This is a genomic window from Flavipsychrobacter sp. (assembly GCA_041392855.1).
Classification (GTDB): domain Bacteria; phylum Bacteroidota; class Bacteroidia; order Chitinophagales; family Chitinophagaceae; genus UBA5543.
Genome location: JAWKLD010000001.1, coordinates 1,937,150 through 1,955,290, shown reverse-complemented (window position 1 = coordinate 1,955,290; position 18,141 = coordinate 1,937,150). Strand labels below are relative to the sequence as shown.

10 protein-coding genes are annotated in these 18,141 nt (G+C 37.5%); 4 read left to right on the top strand and 6 right to left on the bottom strand.

Annotation, left to right across the window (positions count from 1 at the left end; translation table 11 throughout):
* Positions 1 to 41 precede the first annotated feature (41 nt).
* Positions 42 to 1,901, bottom strand: coding sequence for a Fe-S protein assembly chaperone HscA (hscA, locus tag R2800_09090; GenBank protein ID MEZ5017194.1), 1,860 nt, complete (start codon positions 1,899 to 1,901; stop codon positions 42 to 44).
* Positions 1,902 to 2,059: 158 nt separating this feature from the next.
* Here hscA and R2800_09085 point away from each other — a divergent pair, with 158 nt between their 5' ends.
* The 3 genes from R2800_09085 (at position 2,060) to R2800_09075 (ending at position 8,752) form a co-directional block, all read left to right on the top strand.
* Positions 2,060 to 2,566 carry a hypothetical protein gene (locus R2800_09085; protein ID MEZ5017193.1) on the top strand — a complete coding sequence of 169 codons (507 nt, stop codon included), beginning with the start codon at positions 2,060 to 2,062 and terminating at the stop codon, positions 2,564 to 2,566.
* Positions 2,567 to 2,689: 123 nt separating this feature from the next.
* Complete coding sequence (gene smc, locus R2800_09080; GenBank protein MEZ5017192.1) at positions 2,690 to 6,238, top strand: chromosome segregation protein SMC; 3,549 nt, start codon at positions 2,690 to 2,692, stop codon at positions 6,236 to 6,238.
* 126 nt (positions 6,239 to 6,364) lie between these two features.
* Positions 6,365 to 8,752 carry an outer membrane beta-barrel family protein gene (locus R2800_09075; protein ID MEZ5017191.1) on the top strand — a complete coding sequence of 796 codons (2,388 nt, stop codon included), beginning with the start codon at positions 6,365 to 6,367 and terminating at the stop codon, positions 8,750 to 8,752.
* Here R2800_09075 and R2800_09070 read toward each other — a convergent pair whose 3' ends face one another.
* From R2800_09070 to R2800_09055, 4 genes are all read right to left on the bottom strand, one after another.
* Positions 8,753 to 9,100, bottom strand: a complete 348-nt coding sequence (locus tag R2800_09070) for a hypothetical protein (protein MEZ5017190.1) — start codon at positions 9,098 to 9,100, stop codon at positions 8,753 to 8,755. It abuts the gene before it with no gap.
* A 230-nt stretch (positions 9,101 to 9,330) separates the two neighbouring features.
* Positions 9,331 to 10,656: a zinc-dependent metalloprotease gene (locus tag R2800_09065; GenBank protein ID MEZ5017189.1), complete on the bottom strand. Its 1,326-nt coding sequence runs from the start codon at positions 10,654 to 10,656 to the stop codon at positions 9,331 to 9,333.
* 93 nt (positions 10,657 to 10,749) lie between these two features.
* Positions 10,750 to 11,382, bottom strand: a complete 633-nt coding sequence (locus tag R2800_09060) for a response regulator transcription factor (protein MEZ5017188.1) — start codon at positions 11,380 to 11,382, stop codon at positions 10,750 to 10,752.
* 66 nt (positions 11,383 to 11,448) lie between these two features.
* A complete protein-coding gene (locus tag R2800_09055; protein ID MEZ5017187.1) occupies positions 11,449 to 14,406 on the bottom strand; it encodes a two-component regulator propeller domain-containing protein in 2,958 nt (985 codons plus the stop codon).
* A 171-nt stretch (positions 14,407 to 14,577) separates the two neighbouring features.
* Here R2800_09055 and R2800_09050 point away from each other — a divergent pair, with 171 nt between their 5' ends.
* Positions 14,578 to 17,007, top strand: a complete 2,430-nt coding sequence (locus tag R2800_09050; protein MEZ5017186.1) for an outer membrane beta-barrel protein — start codon at positions 14,578 to 14,580, stop codon at positions 17,005 to 17,007.
* Positions 17,008 to 17,125: 118 nt separating this feature from the next.
* Here R2800_09050 and R2800_09045 read toward each other — a convergent pair whose 3' ends face one another.
* On the bottom strand, positions 17,126 to 18,139 hold the full coding sequence (locus R2800_09045; protein MEZ5017185.1) for an amidohydrolase family protein: 1,014 nt from the start codon (positions 18,137 to 18,139) through the stop codon (positions 17,126 to 17,128).
* Between the last annotated feature and the right edge of the window lie 2 nt (positions 18,140 to 18,141).

Below are 18,141 nucleotides of genomic sequence, written 5' to 3'. Positions count from 1 at the left end.
CATCGTGGGGCTTTTGTATAAAAAGTAATGTCGCTTTGTATTTATAAGATTTTCTTGCCTTGCATCGCATCTTTTACAGCTACATCCATTACTCGTTCTGCAAATGGTCTGGTCACGTCGTTTAGCTGCTCTGTCTCTTTCTGTATTTTATCCTTGTCTTGAGCGTTGATGGCTGTTTTTAACACTTCTAGTTGTTGCTTTGTAAGTGTTACTTCTTCCTCTTTTAAAATGCTGGCATGCTTCTCTAAGAAAGTTTCTGTTGTGCTTATCATTTGTTCTGCTTCGGTAGTAGCTTCTACAAGTGCTCTTGTTTTTACATCTTCTTTAGCATGAGTAAGAGAGTCCATTAGCATTTTTTCCACCTCTTCATCAGTCAATCCGTATTGGGGTTTTACATCAATGCTTTGTTCCACACCACTACGAAGTTCCTTAGCGCTTACTTTAAGAATACCATCAGCATCTATCATAAATGTTACTTCTACTTTAGGTAACCCCGCTGGCATGCCAGGTATTCCTGTTAGGTTAAATTCAGCAAGTTTTCTATTGTCTTTAACCATGTCACGCTCCCCTTGATATACAGAGATGCGCATACTGCCTTGTCCGTCTTTGTGGGTAGTATATTGTCGCCCAACCTTGTTAGGGATCTTGGAATTTCTAGGCATTAACACATCCATCAGGCCTCCCATAGTTTCTAGGCCTAAGCTAAGTGGCGTAACGTCCAGCAATAACATCTCTGTATTATTACCCGCAAGTATGTCTGCTTGTACAGCAGCGCCAAGTGCTACAACTTCATCAGGGTTCAACTCATCAAAAACTTGTTGGCCAAAATAGTTGGCTACCGATTCTTTTACTAATGGTACTCTTGTAGAGCCGCCTACCATAACAATAGCGTCTATATCACCTGTGGTAATACCTGCGTCCTTTATAGCGCTCTTACAAGCATCTATAGTTCTGTCTACAAGTGGTTGTATGAGTTGGTTAAAATCTTCTTTATTGATGGTGACTTTTTCTCCAGCTATTTCACCTTCAAAAGTATCATTAGCACTTAGGTGTTTTTTTGCTTTTTCTGCTTGCACCCTTATCTCTTGCACTAGTTGTTTGTGCATTTTAAGTTCTTCCTCCTTTAGCCCAAGCGCTTTTAACCAGTGTTGTACTAGTGCACGATCTAAGTCATCTCCGCCTAAGTAAGTATCGCCGTGCGTAGAAAGAACTTCAAAAATACCATTAGTAATCTTCAGTATGGAGATATCAAAAGTACCACCACCTAAGTCATATACAGCAATGGTTTTCTCCTCATCAGGATTTACACCCATACCATAAGCTAAGCTCGCTGCCGTAGGTTCATTTACTATACGTAATACGTCTAGTCCTGCCAGCTTGCCCGCATCTCTTGTAGCTTGTCGCTGTGCATCGTTAAAGTAGGCAGGCACCGTGATAACAGCCTTGTTTACAGGCGTTTTTAAAATATGCTCTGCTCTATTTTTTAGCTCTTTAAGGATATATGAAGATAGCTCAATAGGAGAGTAGAATTTATCTCCTATTTGTACTTTTACCAAAGAGTCGGTATCATCATCCAAAACCTTATAGGCGAAATAGTCAGAGTGGTGACTTACATCTTTATACGACTTACCCATTAGTCTTTTGGCAGAATAGATAGTACGCTCTGGTTGAGTAATTAAGTTTGCTTTCGCCATATTACCAACGGTAGGCATATCGTGTTCATCAAAATGTATGATACTTGGTACCAGAGCCAGCCCATCAGTTTCACGTAGCGCCACAGGCTGCTTTGTATCTTCTCTTACAATAGCTATCAGGCTATTGGTTGTCCCCAAGTCTATACCAACAATAGTTTCTTCTTTCTGCAAACTGCCGGTAGCTATATTTATCGCTACTTTACCCATAATATTATCGTTTCTGAGCACAAAGGTAGGGTATGATAGGTCAGTTTGAAAGTTAGAAAAGCCTATTGCTACATAGATGATGTTAAAATCGTTGTAACTTTATGCTCACTGTTACGATATACAGTACATATATGATATTTTAGGTATAAAATTAACTCATGCCCAGCCGTTTTTCACTCATACTAGTAGCCATATTGACAATAATTGTAGCTTCCTGCGACTTTGACAAGCAGGAAAAAGCTATGCAAAGGAGTATAGAAATAGCTGCTATTAATGATTCTTTGGCTGGTCAGGGCAAAATTTGGGGTGATGAGTTGTTGATAGCTGTAAATACATTAGATTTTTCTAATATGAAAAATGCTAGAGAAGAATTGGTGGGTTATGTCAATAAAAAAATAGCTAAGCTAAAAGCAATGAAACCGATCGCTGGCTCTGAGGAGCTACAAAAGGCGGAACTGGAGTTTTTAGAATTCGAGTTAAAAATGATTGATAGTCATTTTGTTGTGTTTGAAAGCTTTGATGAAAATACCTCAAAAGAAGATATGGAAAATGCATATTTAGGCATTTTGCAATACAACGAAATAGAGCAGGAGAAGCTAAAACATATCTACGATCTCAGAGAAGATTACGCAGAATTGAATGGTTTCCCTAAGCCAATAGAGTAAAGTATTACGCTCTGTAATAATGTATTCCCCGACTTACCCACATTTTATATAGAGTTTATTATATATTTCCCTTTCTAACGGTTGAAATGTATATTTTTGTTCTCCTCATAAAATAAAATTGCTTTGCGGTTAAAATCGTTAGATATAAAAGGGTTCAAGTCCTTTGCAGACAAAACCCATGTTGCGTTAGACCATCCTATAACTGGTGTAGTAGGGCCTAATGGTTGTGGTAAGTCAAATATTGTGGATGCCATACGTTGGGTGATAGGTGAGCATAAGATAAAGTCTTTACGTTCCGATAGTTTGGATGACCTGATCTTCAATGGCTCTCGTACGCGTAATGCTGCCGGTATGGCGGAGGTGTCTCTTACTTTTGAGAATACACGTAACTTATTGCCTACAGAGTTTACAACAGTAACCATTACACGTAAATTCTATAAGAATGGAGAGAGCGAGTACCGTCTGAATGATGTAGCGTGTAGATTAAAAGATATCCATAACCTTTTCCTTGACACAGGTGTTAGTAATGACTCCTACGCAATCATTGAATTGGGAATGGTGGATGACATTATCAAGGACAAGGATAACTCTCGTCGTAAGATGCTGGAGCAAGCAGCGGGTATTTCTATCTATAAAACCAGAAAGAAAGAAGCTGCATTAAAACTGAATGCTACCGAGCAAGATCTAGCACGTATTGAGGATCTGTTATTCGAGATAGGCAATAACCTAAGAACGCTTGAAAGTCAAGCAAAGAAAGCAGAACGTTATTTTAAAATAAAAGAGGACTACAAAGAGATCAGTGTAGAGCTAGCGAAGGCATCATTAGAACACTTTAACGATCAGTATAAGGAGCTTAATGAGCAACAGGATAATGAGTCGGACAAAAAGACGGCATTAGAGACACAGTTAAATACAGATGCTGCAGGTCTTGAAGAGGACAAGGTAAAGCTAATAGAGAAGGAGCAAGAGCTGAATGGACTCCAGAAAAGGTTTAATGAGCTGGTAAATACAATTCGCCAGTTGGAAAGTGACAAACGTCTTGCAGCCCAGAAGATAGATCATCTTAAAGAAAGAGAGCAGAGTTTGAAAGAGTTCTTAGCAGGTGCAGATGAGCAGCTAAGTAAGCTTAAAGAATCAATAGCGTTCTCTGAAAAGCAAATAGAAGAAGAAACTGTTACAGAAAGCAAACTAAAAGAAACATTAGAAGTCAACAGGAATGCCGTTGATGAAAAGCGTGTAGCTTTTGATAACAAGAAGCAGGCGCTAGAAGCATTACGTGCTACATATCAGCAGAAGCAAAGAGACCAGTTTGACGCTGAGAAGAAAGTGGCGATTGCAGATACTTCTGTAATGAACTTGCAAAGAAGTTTGCAGCAAGTGCAAGAAGAGAAGGAGCAAAGAAACTCGCTGATAGCTCAGTTGCAACAAGAAGGGGCAGATACAGCAAAACAGCTTGAAGAAAAGAAAGGTCATCTTGAAGAGCTAGTAGACAAGCATGAAGCTGTAAAAGAGAAAATATTACAGAGCCAAGAGTTTGTAGAAAACCTAAGGTCGCAACTTGTAGATGAAAATAGAAAGCTAGACTCCAAGTCTAACGAGCATGATCTATTGAAGTCGCTTGTTGAAAGTCTGGAAGGGTATCCTGATAGTATTAAATTCTTAAGTAAACACAAAGAGTGGAACAGTGATGCTCCATTATTATCCGATGTGTTTGTTGTACAGAATGAATATCGTTCTGCTTTAGAAAACCTGCTAGATAGTTATCTTAATTATTATGTGGTTAACAACATAGAGGAAGCAACTCAAGCAGTGAGATTGTTGGATGTAAATAAAAAGGGTAAAGCCAACTTCTTTATATCCAGTCAGTTCGAAACCTATCAGGCGGCAAGCCATAATGATCCGGAAGGTGTTATACCGGCATTAAGTGTCATTAACATTGATGACCGCTATAAGCCATTGGCGCAGCACTTGTTAGGGCATGTTTATATCGCGGAAAGCGATGATGATATAGCTAACATAGGACTGCAAAATGGTAACGTAATAGTATCAAAGAGTGGTAAACAAATAAGAGGTAAGTATACCTTTGGTGGAGGTTCTGTAGGGCTATTCGAAGGTAATAAGATAGGACGTGCTAAGAACTTAGAGCGTCTTGCAACAGAGATAGAAGAACTTACTAAATCTAGTGCATCACTTAAGCAGCAAATTGCTGACACACATACAATGCTTACTGGTTTCAACCAAGAGTTGAATGATAAGGCAATTGAGGAAACCAAGAGAGAGATTAATCGATTGGAGAATTTAAGTGTAAATCTTCAAGATAAGGTTAAGAACTACGAGCATCTTAATGAGACAGGAGCTGAGCGTACCAATCAGTTGCAAGATCAGTTGCAAGAAACTCAAGAGCAAATAGGAGATACTCGCGAGGCATTAGAGGATATCAATGAAAACCTAGCTAACCTAAAAGAGCATATTGAAGAAGAGGAGAGTGGTTTTAAAGCTGTAGAAGAAGAGTTCAACAAAGCTACAGAGGCTTATAATAACCAGAACATACAATATACTCGTCAGCATAGTAAAATAGAAAGCCTAAAACAGGAGTTAGCTTTCCGTTCCAATCAGCTAGATGACTTGATCAGGCAGATAGAGACGAATAAAGAACAGTTGACGCAGGCAACTGCCGAGTTAGATACAACAGCTTCTACGCTTACAGAAGGAGATGATAAGTTGTATGGTCTAATGAAGCAGAAAGAAACTGATGAGTCTGTGTTGAATGAGAAGGACAGGGTTTATTATCAGTTCAGAAATGAAATATCAGAGCGTGAAGGGTTGGTCAATCAAAAGAGAAGAGAGAAGGAACAAGTGGAAGCGCTACTAGCATCTATAAAAGATAAGCTGGGAGATATGAAGCTACAGCTGGCAGGAATGAAGGAGCGCTTGAAGGTAGAGTTTAAAGTGAACCTTGACGAAGTGCTGGATGAAGATAGGACCACAGAGCTAACAGTAGACGAAATAACTGCTGAGGCAGAGCGTTTAAAGAAGCGTTTGGATAATATGGGTGAAGTAAACCCAACAGCAATAGAAGCCTTTACTGAAATGAAAGTAAGGCATGACTTTATAGTAGAGCAGAAAGATGACCTTGTGAGTGCCAAAGATTCATTGATGGCTACTATAGAAGAAGTTGAAAATACTGCTAATGCTAAATTTAAAGACACCTTTGATAAGGTAAGAGAGAATTTTGTAACTGTATTTAAGGCTTTATTTACGGAAGAAGATAAGTGTGACTTGAGACTTACTGACCCTGAAAATGTTGCAGATAGCGGTATTGAGATATACGCTTCACCAAAGGGTAAAAAGCCAAGTACACTTACGCAACTATCGGGAGGAGAGAAGACATTGACGTCTACAGCTTTCTTGTTTGCTATTTATCTAATTAAGCCGGCACCATTCTGTATTCTGGATGAGGTTGATGCTCCTTTAGATGATGCTAACGTTGGAAAGTTTACCAAAATGATCAGACAGTTTAGCGACAACTCACAGTTTATCATTGTAACGCATAATAAGCAAACAATGGCATCTGTTGATGTAATATATGGTGTTACAATGCAAGAACCAGGTGTAAGTAAATTAGTGCCTGTTGACTTTAGAAGCTTAAAGAACGAATTGCAGGAAAACTAACCAGTAGTTTATAAAGGACTAAAAAGGGATGGGCATTGCTCATCCCTTTTTAATGTATCCGTTAAAAAATATATAAATGAACAGCTAGCATGTTCGTTACGAAATTCATCTACATAGATTTATGGTATGAAATTCGCCATTACTACTATTACGCTTCTTATTAGCCTGTCGTTATCAGCACAAGATTATTCTATAAATGGAAAGGTGTTGGATGAAGACAATCATCCTATTGTTGCAGCAACGGTTTCGGTGCTGTCTTCTAAAGATAGCTCTTGGCTAAAAACGGAACTTACAGATGAGTATGGTGCCTTTAAAGTAAAAAACATTAAGGCAGGTAAGTATATACTCCATGTCAATTCTGTTGGATATGAAGCTGGCAGAACTGCATTATCTATTGTAGACAACGCAGCAGACGTAAATATAGTACTGACAAGAAAAGATAACCAGCTGGCAGGAGTAACAGTCAGGGAAAGAACTGATTTTATAAAGACAGAATTAGGGAAGACAATAGTAGATGTTGGCAAAAGCGAAAAAGTAGGTATTAATATACTAGAGCTATTAGGCAAATTGCCAGGTGTATCTGTTAGCCCTAATGGTGATGTTTCAATTGATGGTAAGCAAGGTGTGGTATTACTGGTAGATAACAAGCCAACGTATATGAATGGTGAGGAGCTTGTAGCTTATTTAAGAGGTTTATCGGCAGAAGAAGTGAAGCAAGTAGAGATAATGACACAGCCATCTGCTAAATATGATGCGGAGGGTAATGTAGGTGTCATAAATTTAGAAATGAATAAGAATAAAATTAAAGGGTGGAGCAGTAGTACAAATGGTAGATATTCTCAAGGGGTATATCCTTTCTCTTCTTTAAGCAGCACCATAAATTTTCATAAAGACAAATGGCACCTGTATGCACAGCCTGGCTATTGGGGTGGTTCCAGCTTTTTAGAAAAAGAGCAAATAAGAATAGGGCTTGTTGAGCATACTAATGAACAGGTATCTAAGGTTGATGAAAGTATATACATGAGGGAGACTTTTCATGATTATAATCTAAAGCTTGGCGCTGATTATGATCTTTCTGATAAGACAACCATTGGTGCTTTTGTTAAAGGAGTGTATCATCCTAATAATGAAACAGATAGGACTGTATCAGCAATTAATAATGACAACATACAAATCATAAATGAAGCCATTAATGATAATGGTTTTTTACGTCAACATGCCTATGCTAACAGCTATATAACACATGATTTTTCTAAAAAATCGTCTATTGATTTTAGTGCTGATTATTTTGGTACATGGAAGGATATTTATCAACAACTGGATAGTAGAAACTATGATAAGGCTGGGAATGCAATAGCAAGTCCTGTGATCTTTGACAATAAAATGCCTGTAGCTTCTCATGTGTATACAGCTAAACTGGATTATAAAGGTCTGCTAGGTAAAAAAACAATAGAGGCGGGAGCAAAAACAAGTTATGTAACTATCGATGAGAAGAATGTGTTCAATAGTTATGACGGGCAGAGTTGGCGATATGATACTGTAAGAAGTAATCACTTTTTGTACAATGAAAGTATAAGCGCAGCATATTTAGATGCTTCTTGGGATTGGGATAAATGGCAAATGCAAATAGGTGCAAGAGGTGAGTTGTCTTTTGTGAGTGGGCATGAATTATTTCAAGATAAAAAGTTCAGCAGAAACAGGTTCAATTTATTTCCAACAGTATTCGTAAGTTATAAAGTAGACAGTAACAATAGTATAGAGTGTAATTATGGAAGAAGGATAAAAAGACCTTTTTATAGGGAGTTAAATCCGTTTACTCGTTTTGTATCACAGTATAATTATGCAGTAGGTAACCCTCTGCTACAGCCAGAGTATAGCGATAATATTCAGCTAAAACACAGCTATAAAAATAAGCTGATAACCACCTTAGGGTTTGCTAGAAATACAAATGTGTTTACTCGTGTTTTTACATTAGATAAACAGACTAACATTAGTAATTACTCTACAACCAATAATGCTAATAGAACTACGGTAGACTTGTCTATGTATTTACGATTACCGATAGTGAAAGAATGGTTGCTAACATGTACAGGAGGCGGTTATTACACTGCATTTAATGGGAAGATAGGAAGCCAAATGGTAGATAGTAGTGCATGGGGTTATACGGTGAAAATTGATAGTCAGTTTTACTTCAAAAAAGGTTGGTATGCTTCAGTTAATGCTCAATATATGGGACCTAATATCACACCCTTTGGTCATGTTGACTCATTCTTGTTTACCAATGCTAGCTTGTCCAAAAAAGTGTTGGATGATGCAGGTACATTAAAACTTAATCTAAGCGATCCCTTTGGGTTGTACACCATCAATACATACGCTCAAATAGAGCAAACTATAAGTAATGATAAAACCCGTTTCAATACTCAAAATGTAGCATTGAGTTTTTCTTATAATATTGGCAAGAAAACTAAGAAAGACCGAAATACGGAAATGGCTGAAGAAATTCAGAGGATGTAACTATGCCGTAGTCATAGCAGGATTGCGGTTGATAAAGTATTGTGTCTCTCCTTCTGCAAGCAAAACACGAACGCTTCTTAGACCCGTCTCGTCATAGTCTAGTATAGCTTGTACTGGTTCATTGTTAGATGGCTTATAAATGTATTCAAGCCCGTCTATCATAACAGTTTTACTCGTGATAATTATAGAGCCTACACCTGTATTTTGTACTACGTGCTCCGATCCGTCGGATAAAAAGGAAATAGATTGGGTACGGTCATAAGAGTAGGTTTTACCACCCTTGCTTAGCATTCTGTATAGAATTACAGAAAGAACACCAGCTATGACTAATAATATCGTACGCAACATCAGGTTAAGTGTGACTTTAATTCACGGGTTAGCAAATGTAATAGCTATTTTTCATAGCTACATACAATTTACAAACAAAATAACAACTTTGTCTGGTATAACATATATAATTTTTTAAAGGTGGTGTTAATAATTGCCTGTTATACTGCCTCTTACTGCTGTTTAATAAAAAAAGCGCTAAGCCTATTAAGTAGGCTTAGCGCTTTGTAGGTAGTCTTCTTAGAGATAGGCTATCGTTGAATGATAAGCTTTTTAGAGCGCATAGTTCCTTCTTTTGTTTTTAGCTGTAGTATATAACTACCTGTAGGTAAAGAGCTAATATCTATTTGTCGTGTAGTGCCATTTTTTTGAGTTAAAACATTTTGCCCTACCATATTATAGATTTGCAGGCTTGAAATAGCTCCTGTATAATCTACATTTAAGACATTATGAGCAGGTTGAGGATATATGCTAATATTATCATTGCTCATTAGATTTGTTATTGATGTGCTTTGATAGCTTATTAGCTTTTTTCTTTGGTTTTCAAGTACTACACGCATCATTGTAGTCTGCCCTTTTGTGAATAGTGACTGGCACTTATCATTAGAATAGTCCATATAGTTCTCCCACATGTCAGGAAGGTCGCCTGGTAAAGCAGCATTACACGTATTTTGAGTAGGAGAAGGACAATCTACCACCATGTTTGACTGCATGCCTTGAGGAGGAGTGTCTGCTATACCATCGTCTCCGTCATGGGTGCAAGCTTTAGAAGTGCCTGCTGCGTCTCCAGATATATGTCTTAGTCCAAGATAATGTCCAATTTCATGTACCATGATACGGCCTGCCGTTGCCAACCCTTGTAGATCTCCATTGTGAGGATTGTTATTACCTACTGCTTGGTATTGAAGTACAACTCCGTCGATTAATTCAGGCCACTCAGCATCTATCCAGTTAGGGGGTAATGGATCCATAGGAGGTGTAGCATATCCTAACAAAACTGGTATCCCATGTGTAGAGTCTCCTATGTCACCGATCCAAATATTAAGATATTTATCAGTAGGCCATGGAGAGATACCTCCTTTGTCGGTTTGTTTGATGCGTTCCAGAGAATTAAAAGTGGTATCATTTACATAATCCCCAAAGCGAGTAATATTAGTTTTTGTTCTTGTGATACCTGTAGTTGGTAAGCCGTTTGGGTCACGTGTTGCCAAATAAAACTCTATACGAGCATCTGCTGCAAAAGGCTTAAATACTTCACGAAGTTTGCCAATATCACTATGTCTATGCCTATAAGCATCATTTAGTATTTGTAGTTGGTTTTGCAATACGGGATCGCTCACATTTTGCTCCTGAGTTTTGTACACCACATGAAATACAATAGGTATACGGTACACTTCAGTTGTTGTTTTTGAAGCACTATTGGTAGCAATTTGCTTAAATAATTGATCTGTCCTCTGCTTGTAGGTAGGGTCAACTTTCTCATACTGTTTTATAATATCAGTATAGCCACATTTTGGTGTTTGAGCCGTTGTGCCCGTAGCTATAAAAAGTAACGCTACTAATAAAAAGTTTTTCATGTCTATTGTTTTTAGATATTGTATAGTATGTGCTTTATACTTATCTAAATGCAAGACATTGAAGAAAGGTTGCCTGACCGAAAAAAATATTTTTTAGATATACTTGTTATCTCTTGCTGTCTTTATCGCATCAGCTTTTGAGTGAACGTCTAACTTGCTGTAGATGTTTTTTATGTGAGACTTAACAGTTTCTAGATCAATGAACAACTCTTCGGCAATTCGTTTTCTACTTTTACCAGTAGAAATTTGTTCTAGTATTTCTGTTTCTCTTCTTGTGAGTGGAGACTCTTCATTGCGTTGAAAAGATTGAATGACCATTCGTGCTATATTAGCGCTCATGGGTCCACCACCCGTCATTACTTCTCTAATAGAGTTGATGATTTTTTCGTGAGGAGTGTTTTTAGTTAGATAGCCAGCAGCACCATTTCCTAAAGCTCTAAATATTAGAATGTCCTGTTCATATACAGTCAGTATAAGTATGTGTGCTTCAGGAACGATCTTTTTTATTTTAGGGATTGCATCGATGCCTGAAAGGCCTGGTAGTTCTACATCAAGTAGAATTACGTCGGGGTTATCTTTAGCTATTTTCTTAGCCGCATTTTCATAAGATGAATAACTGCCTACTACTTTATAGCCTGAAGTATCATTAATTAGGTATTCATATCCTTCTCTTATCGTGGCATCATCTTCTATGATACATACATTAATGTCAAAATCTTTGGTCATAACTGTAGTAAATGGCTTATTACAAATATCCTAAATATTATACTATTATATGTCACCCTAAACAGGTTATTTTTTGCTAGGTGCTTGTAATTTGAAGCTAAGGCTTATTGCTGTGCCTTTGTTTTTAAAAGAATCTATATAGAGTTTGCCATTTATTCTTTTCGCTCTATTTTCCATGTTGTGCAAACCGTTACCTCGTTCTACAGTTTCTATATCAAAACCTTTGCCATCATCAGAGAGTATTATTTGTAGTATATGATCAGGTTTCAGAGCTGCTTCCATTTTTACTGTATGGGGGATTGCATATTTTAAACTATTGTTCATGGCTTCCTTAAAGATCATAATCACATTTCTACTAACATCAAGTGGCAGTCTATAGTTACGGAAGCGCTCATCGGTCTTTGCGTATTCAAAGTTTATCTCTGTTTCAGAGAATAGGTCCTCTCCAAAGTCTCTGATTCTGTTAATGATCTCAAACAAGTTATCGTTTGATGGCTTTAAAGACCAAAGTATATCTCTTGTGCCATTATATAATTCTCCGGTATTGAACTGTATGAGATCAAGTATACGTTTGCTTTCAGGGCTTAAGTTGCTATTTTTTGACTTGAGTACATTGGTGAGTACATTTATTCTGGTCAATTTATTGCCAACTTCATCATGAAAATCTTCAGCAGTACGGTCTCTTACTTTGTTTTGTTCTTCTTTTCTTAAACGTTCTAATAGTGCTAATCTGTTTTGTTTCCTTTTGTTGATGATATACTGAAAACTAATTCCTAGAAGTATACAGCCTAATAGTATGAGTAGTCGAAACCAGCTAGTTTTGTGGAAAGGAGCTACTATGCTAAAGGAGTAGGTTAGTTCTTTTGAGTTAGTGCTATCTGTTGCATTCGTAATTACTCTTAGTGTATAATTGCCAGGTTGTAATGCAGAGTAGGTGATGGAATTAAGAGATGTCCAGTCTGACCAAGGGGCATCAAGACCGTCTATTTTATACTTGTATTGTATAGGTTCCAAGCCACTCATGGTAATAGCTTGAAAAGTAAAAGTGAGGTTGTTTTTCTTATAAGGTAATACTAGATTTTGTGGTATGTTATACCAGCTGCTAAGACTATCGTAATAGCTTGTGTCAGTTATGTTATTGCCAAATAACTTAACAGACTGTAGTACAATGCTTACAGGTTTAGCTTTTACCGCATGCATTTTAGGTTGGTAATGTAATGCTCCTTTAGTTGTACCAAACCATATACTTCCATCAGACATTTTATACACTGCGTTTTGGTTGCTTTCCATGCCATAAACGCCTTGTCCTCTGCCATAGAAAGTTACAGTAGGTAGTGTGTTTCTTAGTTCTATTTTATGAATACCATAGCCAGTACCTACCCAAATATTATGATCGTTGTCAGTAATGATGTTGTATACAAAGTCTGATTTTAGTCCATTGCTTTTATTAATAGTAAAAGATTCTTTTGTTTTTAAGTCATAACAAATAACACCATTGTCTGTTGTGCCTATCCAAAGTTTACTTTTACTTATAGCAAAGCATTGTGCATTGGAGCTATCTGCTGCAGATGATGTTATAAAAGGTGTTACTTCTTTATTGTCATATAGCTGCATGCCTGCGGAAGTCGCCATCAATACACTATCTGCGCCAATGGTTATAAAAGCAGAAACTACATTTTTTGCGTTGCCTACTGGGGTGAATTTTTCGTCATGATAGATAGTAGCTCCGTACCCAGTGCCTATCCATAATCTATCTTCGGAGTCTCTATATAAAGTAACTATCGTATTGCTAGGTATAAGTGGGGTTGTGTATTTTCTGAGTTCGCCTTTTACATTTCTCATTAAGCCAAACCCGTTGGTGCCAAGCCATATGTCGTCACTGTTTTTTATATCAATAGCCTGAACTGTAATATTTTTTGGGAGCGGAAGGGTGTACTTATTTACTATGCCATGCTCGTAATAATATACGCCACCTAAATACGTACCAAAATAAACACGTCCTTTTGGTGTAGCAGCGATGGCCATTACTTGCTCATTATCTAGTCCTGTCTTTTCATCAACTATAGAAAATTGCCCTCCCGAGAAACGAAAGATCCCATTACCGTTTGTGCCAAACCAAATATTACCTTCTTTATCTGTTTTAATACACCTTGTTACACTTTCGGTAAAACCATTGTTTTTGTCGTAACTGGATATTATTGAGTCTTTATATTGTAATGCCCCCGTTGATCCCATCCAAAGTGCACCATCATGCCCTTCAGAAATACTAATAATGAAAGGCCAGTTTTTAATATCAGATCGTTTTACAGGTGCTCTCTTTATTGTGTCGTTTTCGATATAAAAAAGACCTGCATTACCTGTAAGCCATATCTTGTTTTTGTGGTCTTCAAATATTTGTGTTGTATTGATGGCGTGATTGCTTACTAATGGATAGTTATATGTAATGCTATCCCACTTGCTATTATTATAGGTGTAGATCTGCCCATAGTTTGTAGCTATATATAATCGGTCTTTGGTAGGTAGTATGCTTAAAGCCCCAGCGTTGAGGTTGGGTAAGGGGAGTTCTTTGTACTGGTTGTCTTTTATAGAAAAAACACTACCTGCCACTATGCACCATATGGTATTATTAGGAGCTACCTTTAGTTTAGAAACAGCATTGGCATTAGCATTTTCAGGTGCTCTGAAAATAAAATGTTTAAACTCGCGACCGTTATATTTTGTTACGCCATTAGGTCCGCCTATCCATATTTGATTTTGTTTGTCTATACCAAGTGCTGTTATGCTATTATTTAATAGTCCGTCTCTTATAGTATAGTTCGTAAATGTTTTGCCATCATATTTGGCCAGCCCTCCTATGGTGCCCATCCATAAATGCCCCATAGCATCTTGTTCTATTGCGGTCACCTGCGATTGTATCAACCCGTTTTCTACACTTAGATTATAGAAAGGGTATCGCTGTGCATTACTGTTGGTAATGATGCTAAAAGAAAGTATTACGAGTAGGTATAAAAAGGTCTTTGACAATGATATTATTGCTATTAGATGTATCTAAAAATACACAAACCTTATGAGCACTGCTACATATGATATAAATAAATCCCCCTAAATGGGGGGCGTCAAAAATAGCATATCCCCCAAGTTGGGGTATAGCTGATAATTCCTTGGCGCCTACATTTGACTTGTAAACAATTAATTATGATGTCAATGAAAACTTTCTGGCTGTTTCTACTTACTTTTTGCGTTACCTATAACAGTGTTTTTGCCCACAATATTACAGGTGTAGTAACAGATGATGACGGAAAGGAAATAGTTGCGGCAAGTGTATTGTTGATAACGGATAAGAAAGAGTTGGTTAGTTCTACATTGTCTGACGAAACTGGAGCTTTTAATTTGAATAATGTTCAGGAAGGTAGCTATCAACTGAAGGTAACAATGATAGGTTATAATGAATACAGTAAAGCAATAGTTGTTAGCAAGAGCGTAGATGTAGGGGCATTGGTGATGAAGAGGAAGAATAAGGCAATGAAAGAAGTAACCGTTAGAGGAACTAAACCTTTGATTGAGGTCTTTGCAGATAAACTAGTAGTGAATGTGGAGAATAGTATTGTTAATTCTGGTGCTACAGCTTTAGAAGTGTTGTCACGTTCTCCATACGTAAACGTTGATAACAATGATAATATAAGTGTGAAAGGCAAGCAAGGTGTTACTGTAATGGTAGATGGTAAGCAGATGGTGTTATCTGGAACTGATTTGGCAAATATGCTAAAGAGCATGCCTTCAAATACGATCAGTAAAATAGAAATAATTAGTAATCCTGGCGCTAAATATGATGCTGCAGGTACTGCGGGTATTATTAATATAAAAACAAAAAGAGATAAACGTTTAGGGATGAACGGCAGTGCCAATGCTTCTTATGCACAAGGCGTGTACCCTAAAGCATCTATAGGTTTTAATTTAAACTATAGGACAAAAAAAATTAGTAGCTACGTCAGTTACAACTATGCAAGTCGAGCCTTTTTTAACCATTTAGTTTTAGACAGAAGGTTCTACGATAATAATGATGTTGCCCAGTTTTCTTACATGCAGGATAATTTTACTAAAGGGACTTCATTAAACCATGTAGGGTCTATGGGGATAGATTATACACTCTCTAAAAAGACAACTGTAGGTATATCAGGTACTGTAGGTACAAATGGGTTTAGTCCGAAGGCTAATAATCATTCTAGTGCATTAGATGGTAATAAAAATACATTGTATAGATTCATCACTACAGGTAATCACCGACAAGATTATTACAACTATTCGGCCAATGCTAACCTTAGACATAATTTTGATGATAAGGGGCAACAGCTGAGTGTTGATGTAGACTATGCAAGATACTGGAATGAATCGAACCAGAATTTCGAAACTGTTTACCTCAGTCCTAATGGCGCGAGCTATCAGCCCAATTATTATATGAGAAGCGATCTGGTTGGTTTAACTCAAATACGTTCTTTTAAAACAGATTACTCTTTGCCTTTAAAAAATAAAGCAGCGTTTGAAGCGGGTATAAAAACAAGCTATGTTACCTCAAATAATCGCCCACTATTCTATGAAAAAACTACAGGCGACTTTTTATTGGATGTAAAAAGAAGTAACCACTTTATTTACAGAGAAAATATTAATGCCGGTTACCTTAACCTAAACAAAAAATGGGATAAGTGGAGTACACAAATAGGCTTACGTGTTGAACATACAAATATAGAAGCGGAGCAAGTGACACTCGACAGTACTTTTAAAAGGAATTATACACAGCTATTCCCAAGTGTAGCCGTTCAACGAACAATTAGTAAAAAACATGATCTAGGGGTAACACTTAGCAGAAGGATACAACGACCCAATTACCAACAGTTAAATCCATTTAAGTTCTTTATTGATAATACCACATACCGAGAAGGTTATCCTTATTTAAACCCAGCACTAACCTATTCTGTAGAGGCATCACATATCTTTAAAAAGAAGTTTGTGACCTCAATAGGCTATAGCGTTACAACTAATAATATAACTCAGGTAATACAGCCAAGTGAAACAGAAGATTCTGTAACTGTGCAAACAGATAAGAATTTAGCAACCATGCATTATTATGGTTTGACAGGGGCTTACCCATTTCAGATAACTAAATGGTGGAGTAATGTGAGTAATATAAGCCTATACTACTTGCATTATCAAGGCTTTTTAGCCAATACAAACCTAAGCAATGGTACTCCTGCATTTACAGTAAGTTCCAATAATAATTTCACACTACCAATGGGGTTCAGAGCAGAGCTTGGGTTTTGGTATCAAGCAAAACAGGTGTATGGCTTTATGGAATTGGAGCCCATGTGGATGCTAAATGCAGGGTTGCAAAAACAAGTGTTTAAAAATAAAGGTACGATCCGCTTAAATGTAAATGACCTTTTCTGGAAAGGGTTGCCTAGGGCAACATCTACCTACAATGCTTATCAAGAAGATTTTGTAGTGAAAAGAGAAAGCAGGCAGGTGTCTATCACTTTCAGTTATCGTTTTGGAAAACAAACAGTGCCACAGACTAGAAAAAGAAAGGGTGGAGCAACTGATGAAATGAAAAGAGTAGGCAATGCCGGATAATGAAGACTAAAGATTCCCTCATATACATTGACCAGATGTAAAAAGGAACCTGCATGCGCAGGTGCTGTAAAACCCCTCTAGTTTAAGTTGTCTAACTTATAAACAGAGGGGCTTTTATTTATTTAAATCTATCTGCAGAGATGTTCATCCAGTTCATGGCATTCTCAAAAAGTAGCTTGTCTTTCTGTGTTTGAGAAAATACATCCATGCTTTCTATTAGTTTGCCAGGGTGGTGTTCTCCAAGCGGGAAAGGGTAGTCGCTACCCATGCAAACTTTATCTTCGCCCATAACGTCAACTATATATTCCAGTGCTTTGTCATCATGTGTCAATGCATCTATCCAGAATTTGCCAAGATACTCACGAGGGTTTACTTCGTTGTCAATAGCACATAGGTCAGGGCGAACATTAAAGCCATGCTCTATACGTCCAACTGTGAAGGGGAAGCTACCACCACCATGTGCAAAAGATACACGAAGGTTAGGGTGGCGTTCAAATACTCCTCCAAATATCATGGAGCTAATAGCACGTGCTGTTTCTGCGGGCATACCTACTAGCCAAGGTAACCAGTATTTGCTCATTAGGTCTTCGCCCATCATTTCCCAAGGATGTATGAATAGGCAACATCCTAGCTCTTCGGCAGCTTGCCAAAATGGTTCAAAATAAGGGTCGCTTAAATTTTTATTATTAATGTTAGAACCTATTTCTAAGCCTGGCATTTTCAGTTCTTTCACACAGCGTTCCATCTCTTTTATTGCCAGATCCACATCTTGTAATGGTACTGTGCCCAAGCCTACAAAACGTGTAGGGTGGTGTTCTACACATTGTGCGATGTGGTCGTTGAAAAAACGAGAGGTCTCTAAGCCATGTTCGGGTTTTGCCCAGTAGTTGAACAAAACTGGGATAGTAGATAATACTTGCACATCTACTTCTGTCATGTCCATCTCCTTTGTACGTGCATTAGGTTCCCAACAGTTATCCTGTACTTCTCTGAAGAACTTGTCTCCTTTTATCATTCTGGCACAGCAAGGTTTGTGGTGCTCTAAATGAATGAAATCGCCATATCCAAACTTTTTAAAGTAGTCAGGAATATGTTCAGGCATTATGTGTGTATGTATATCTATCTTTTTCAAAG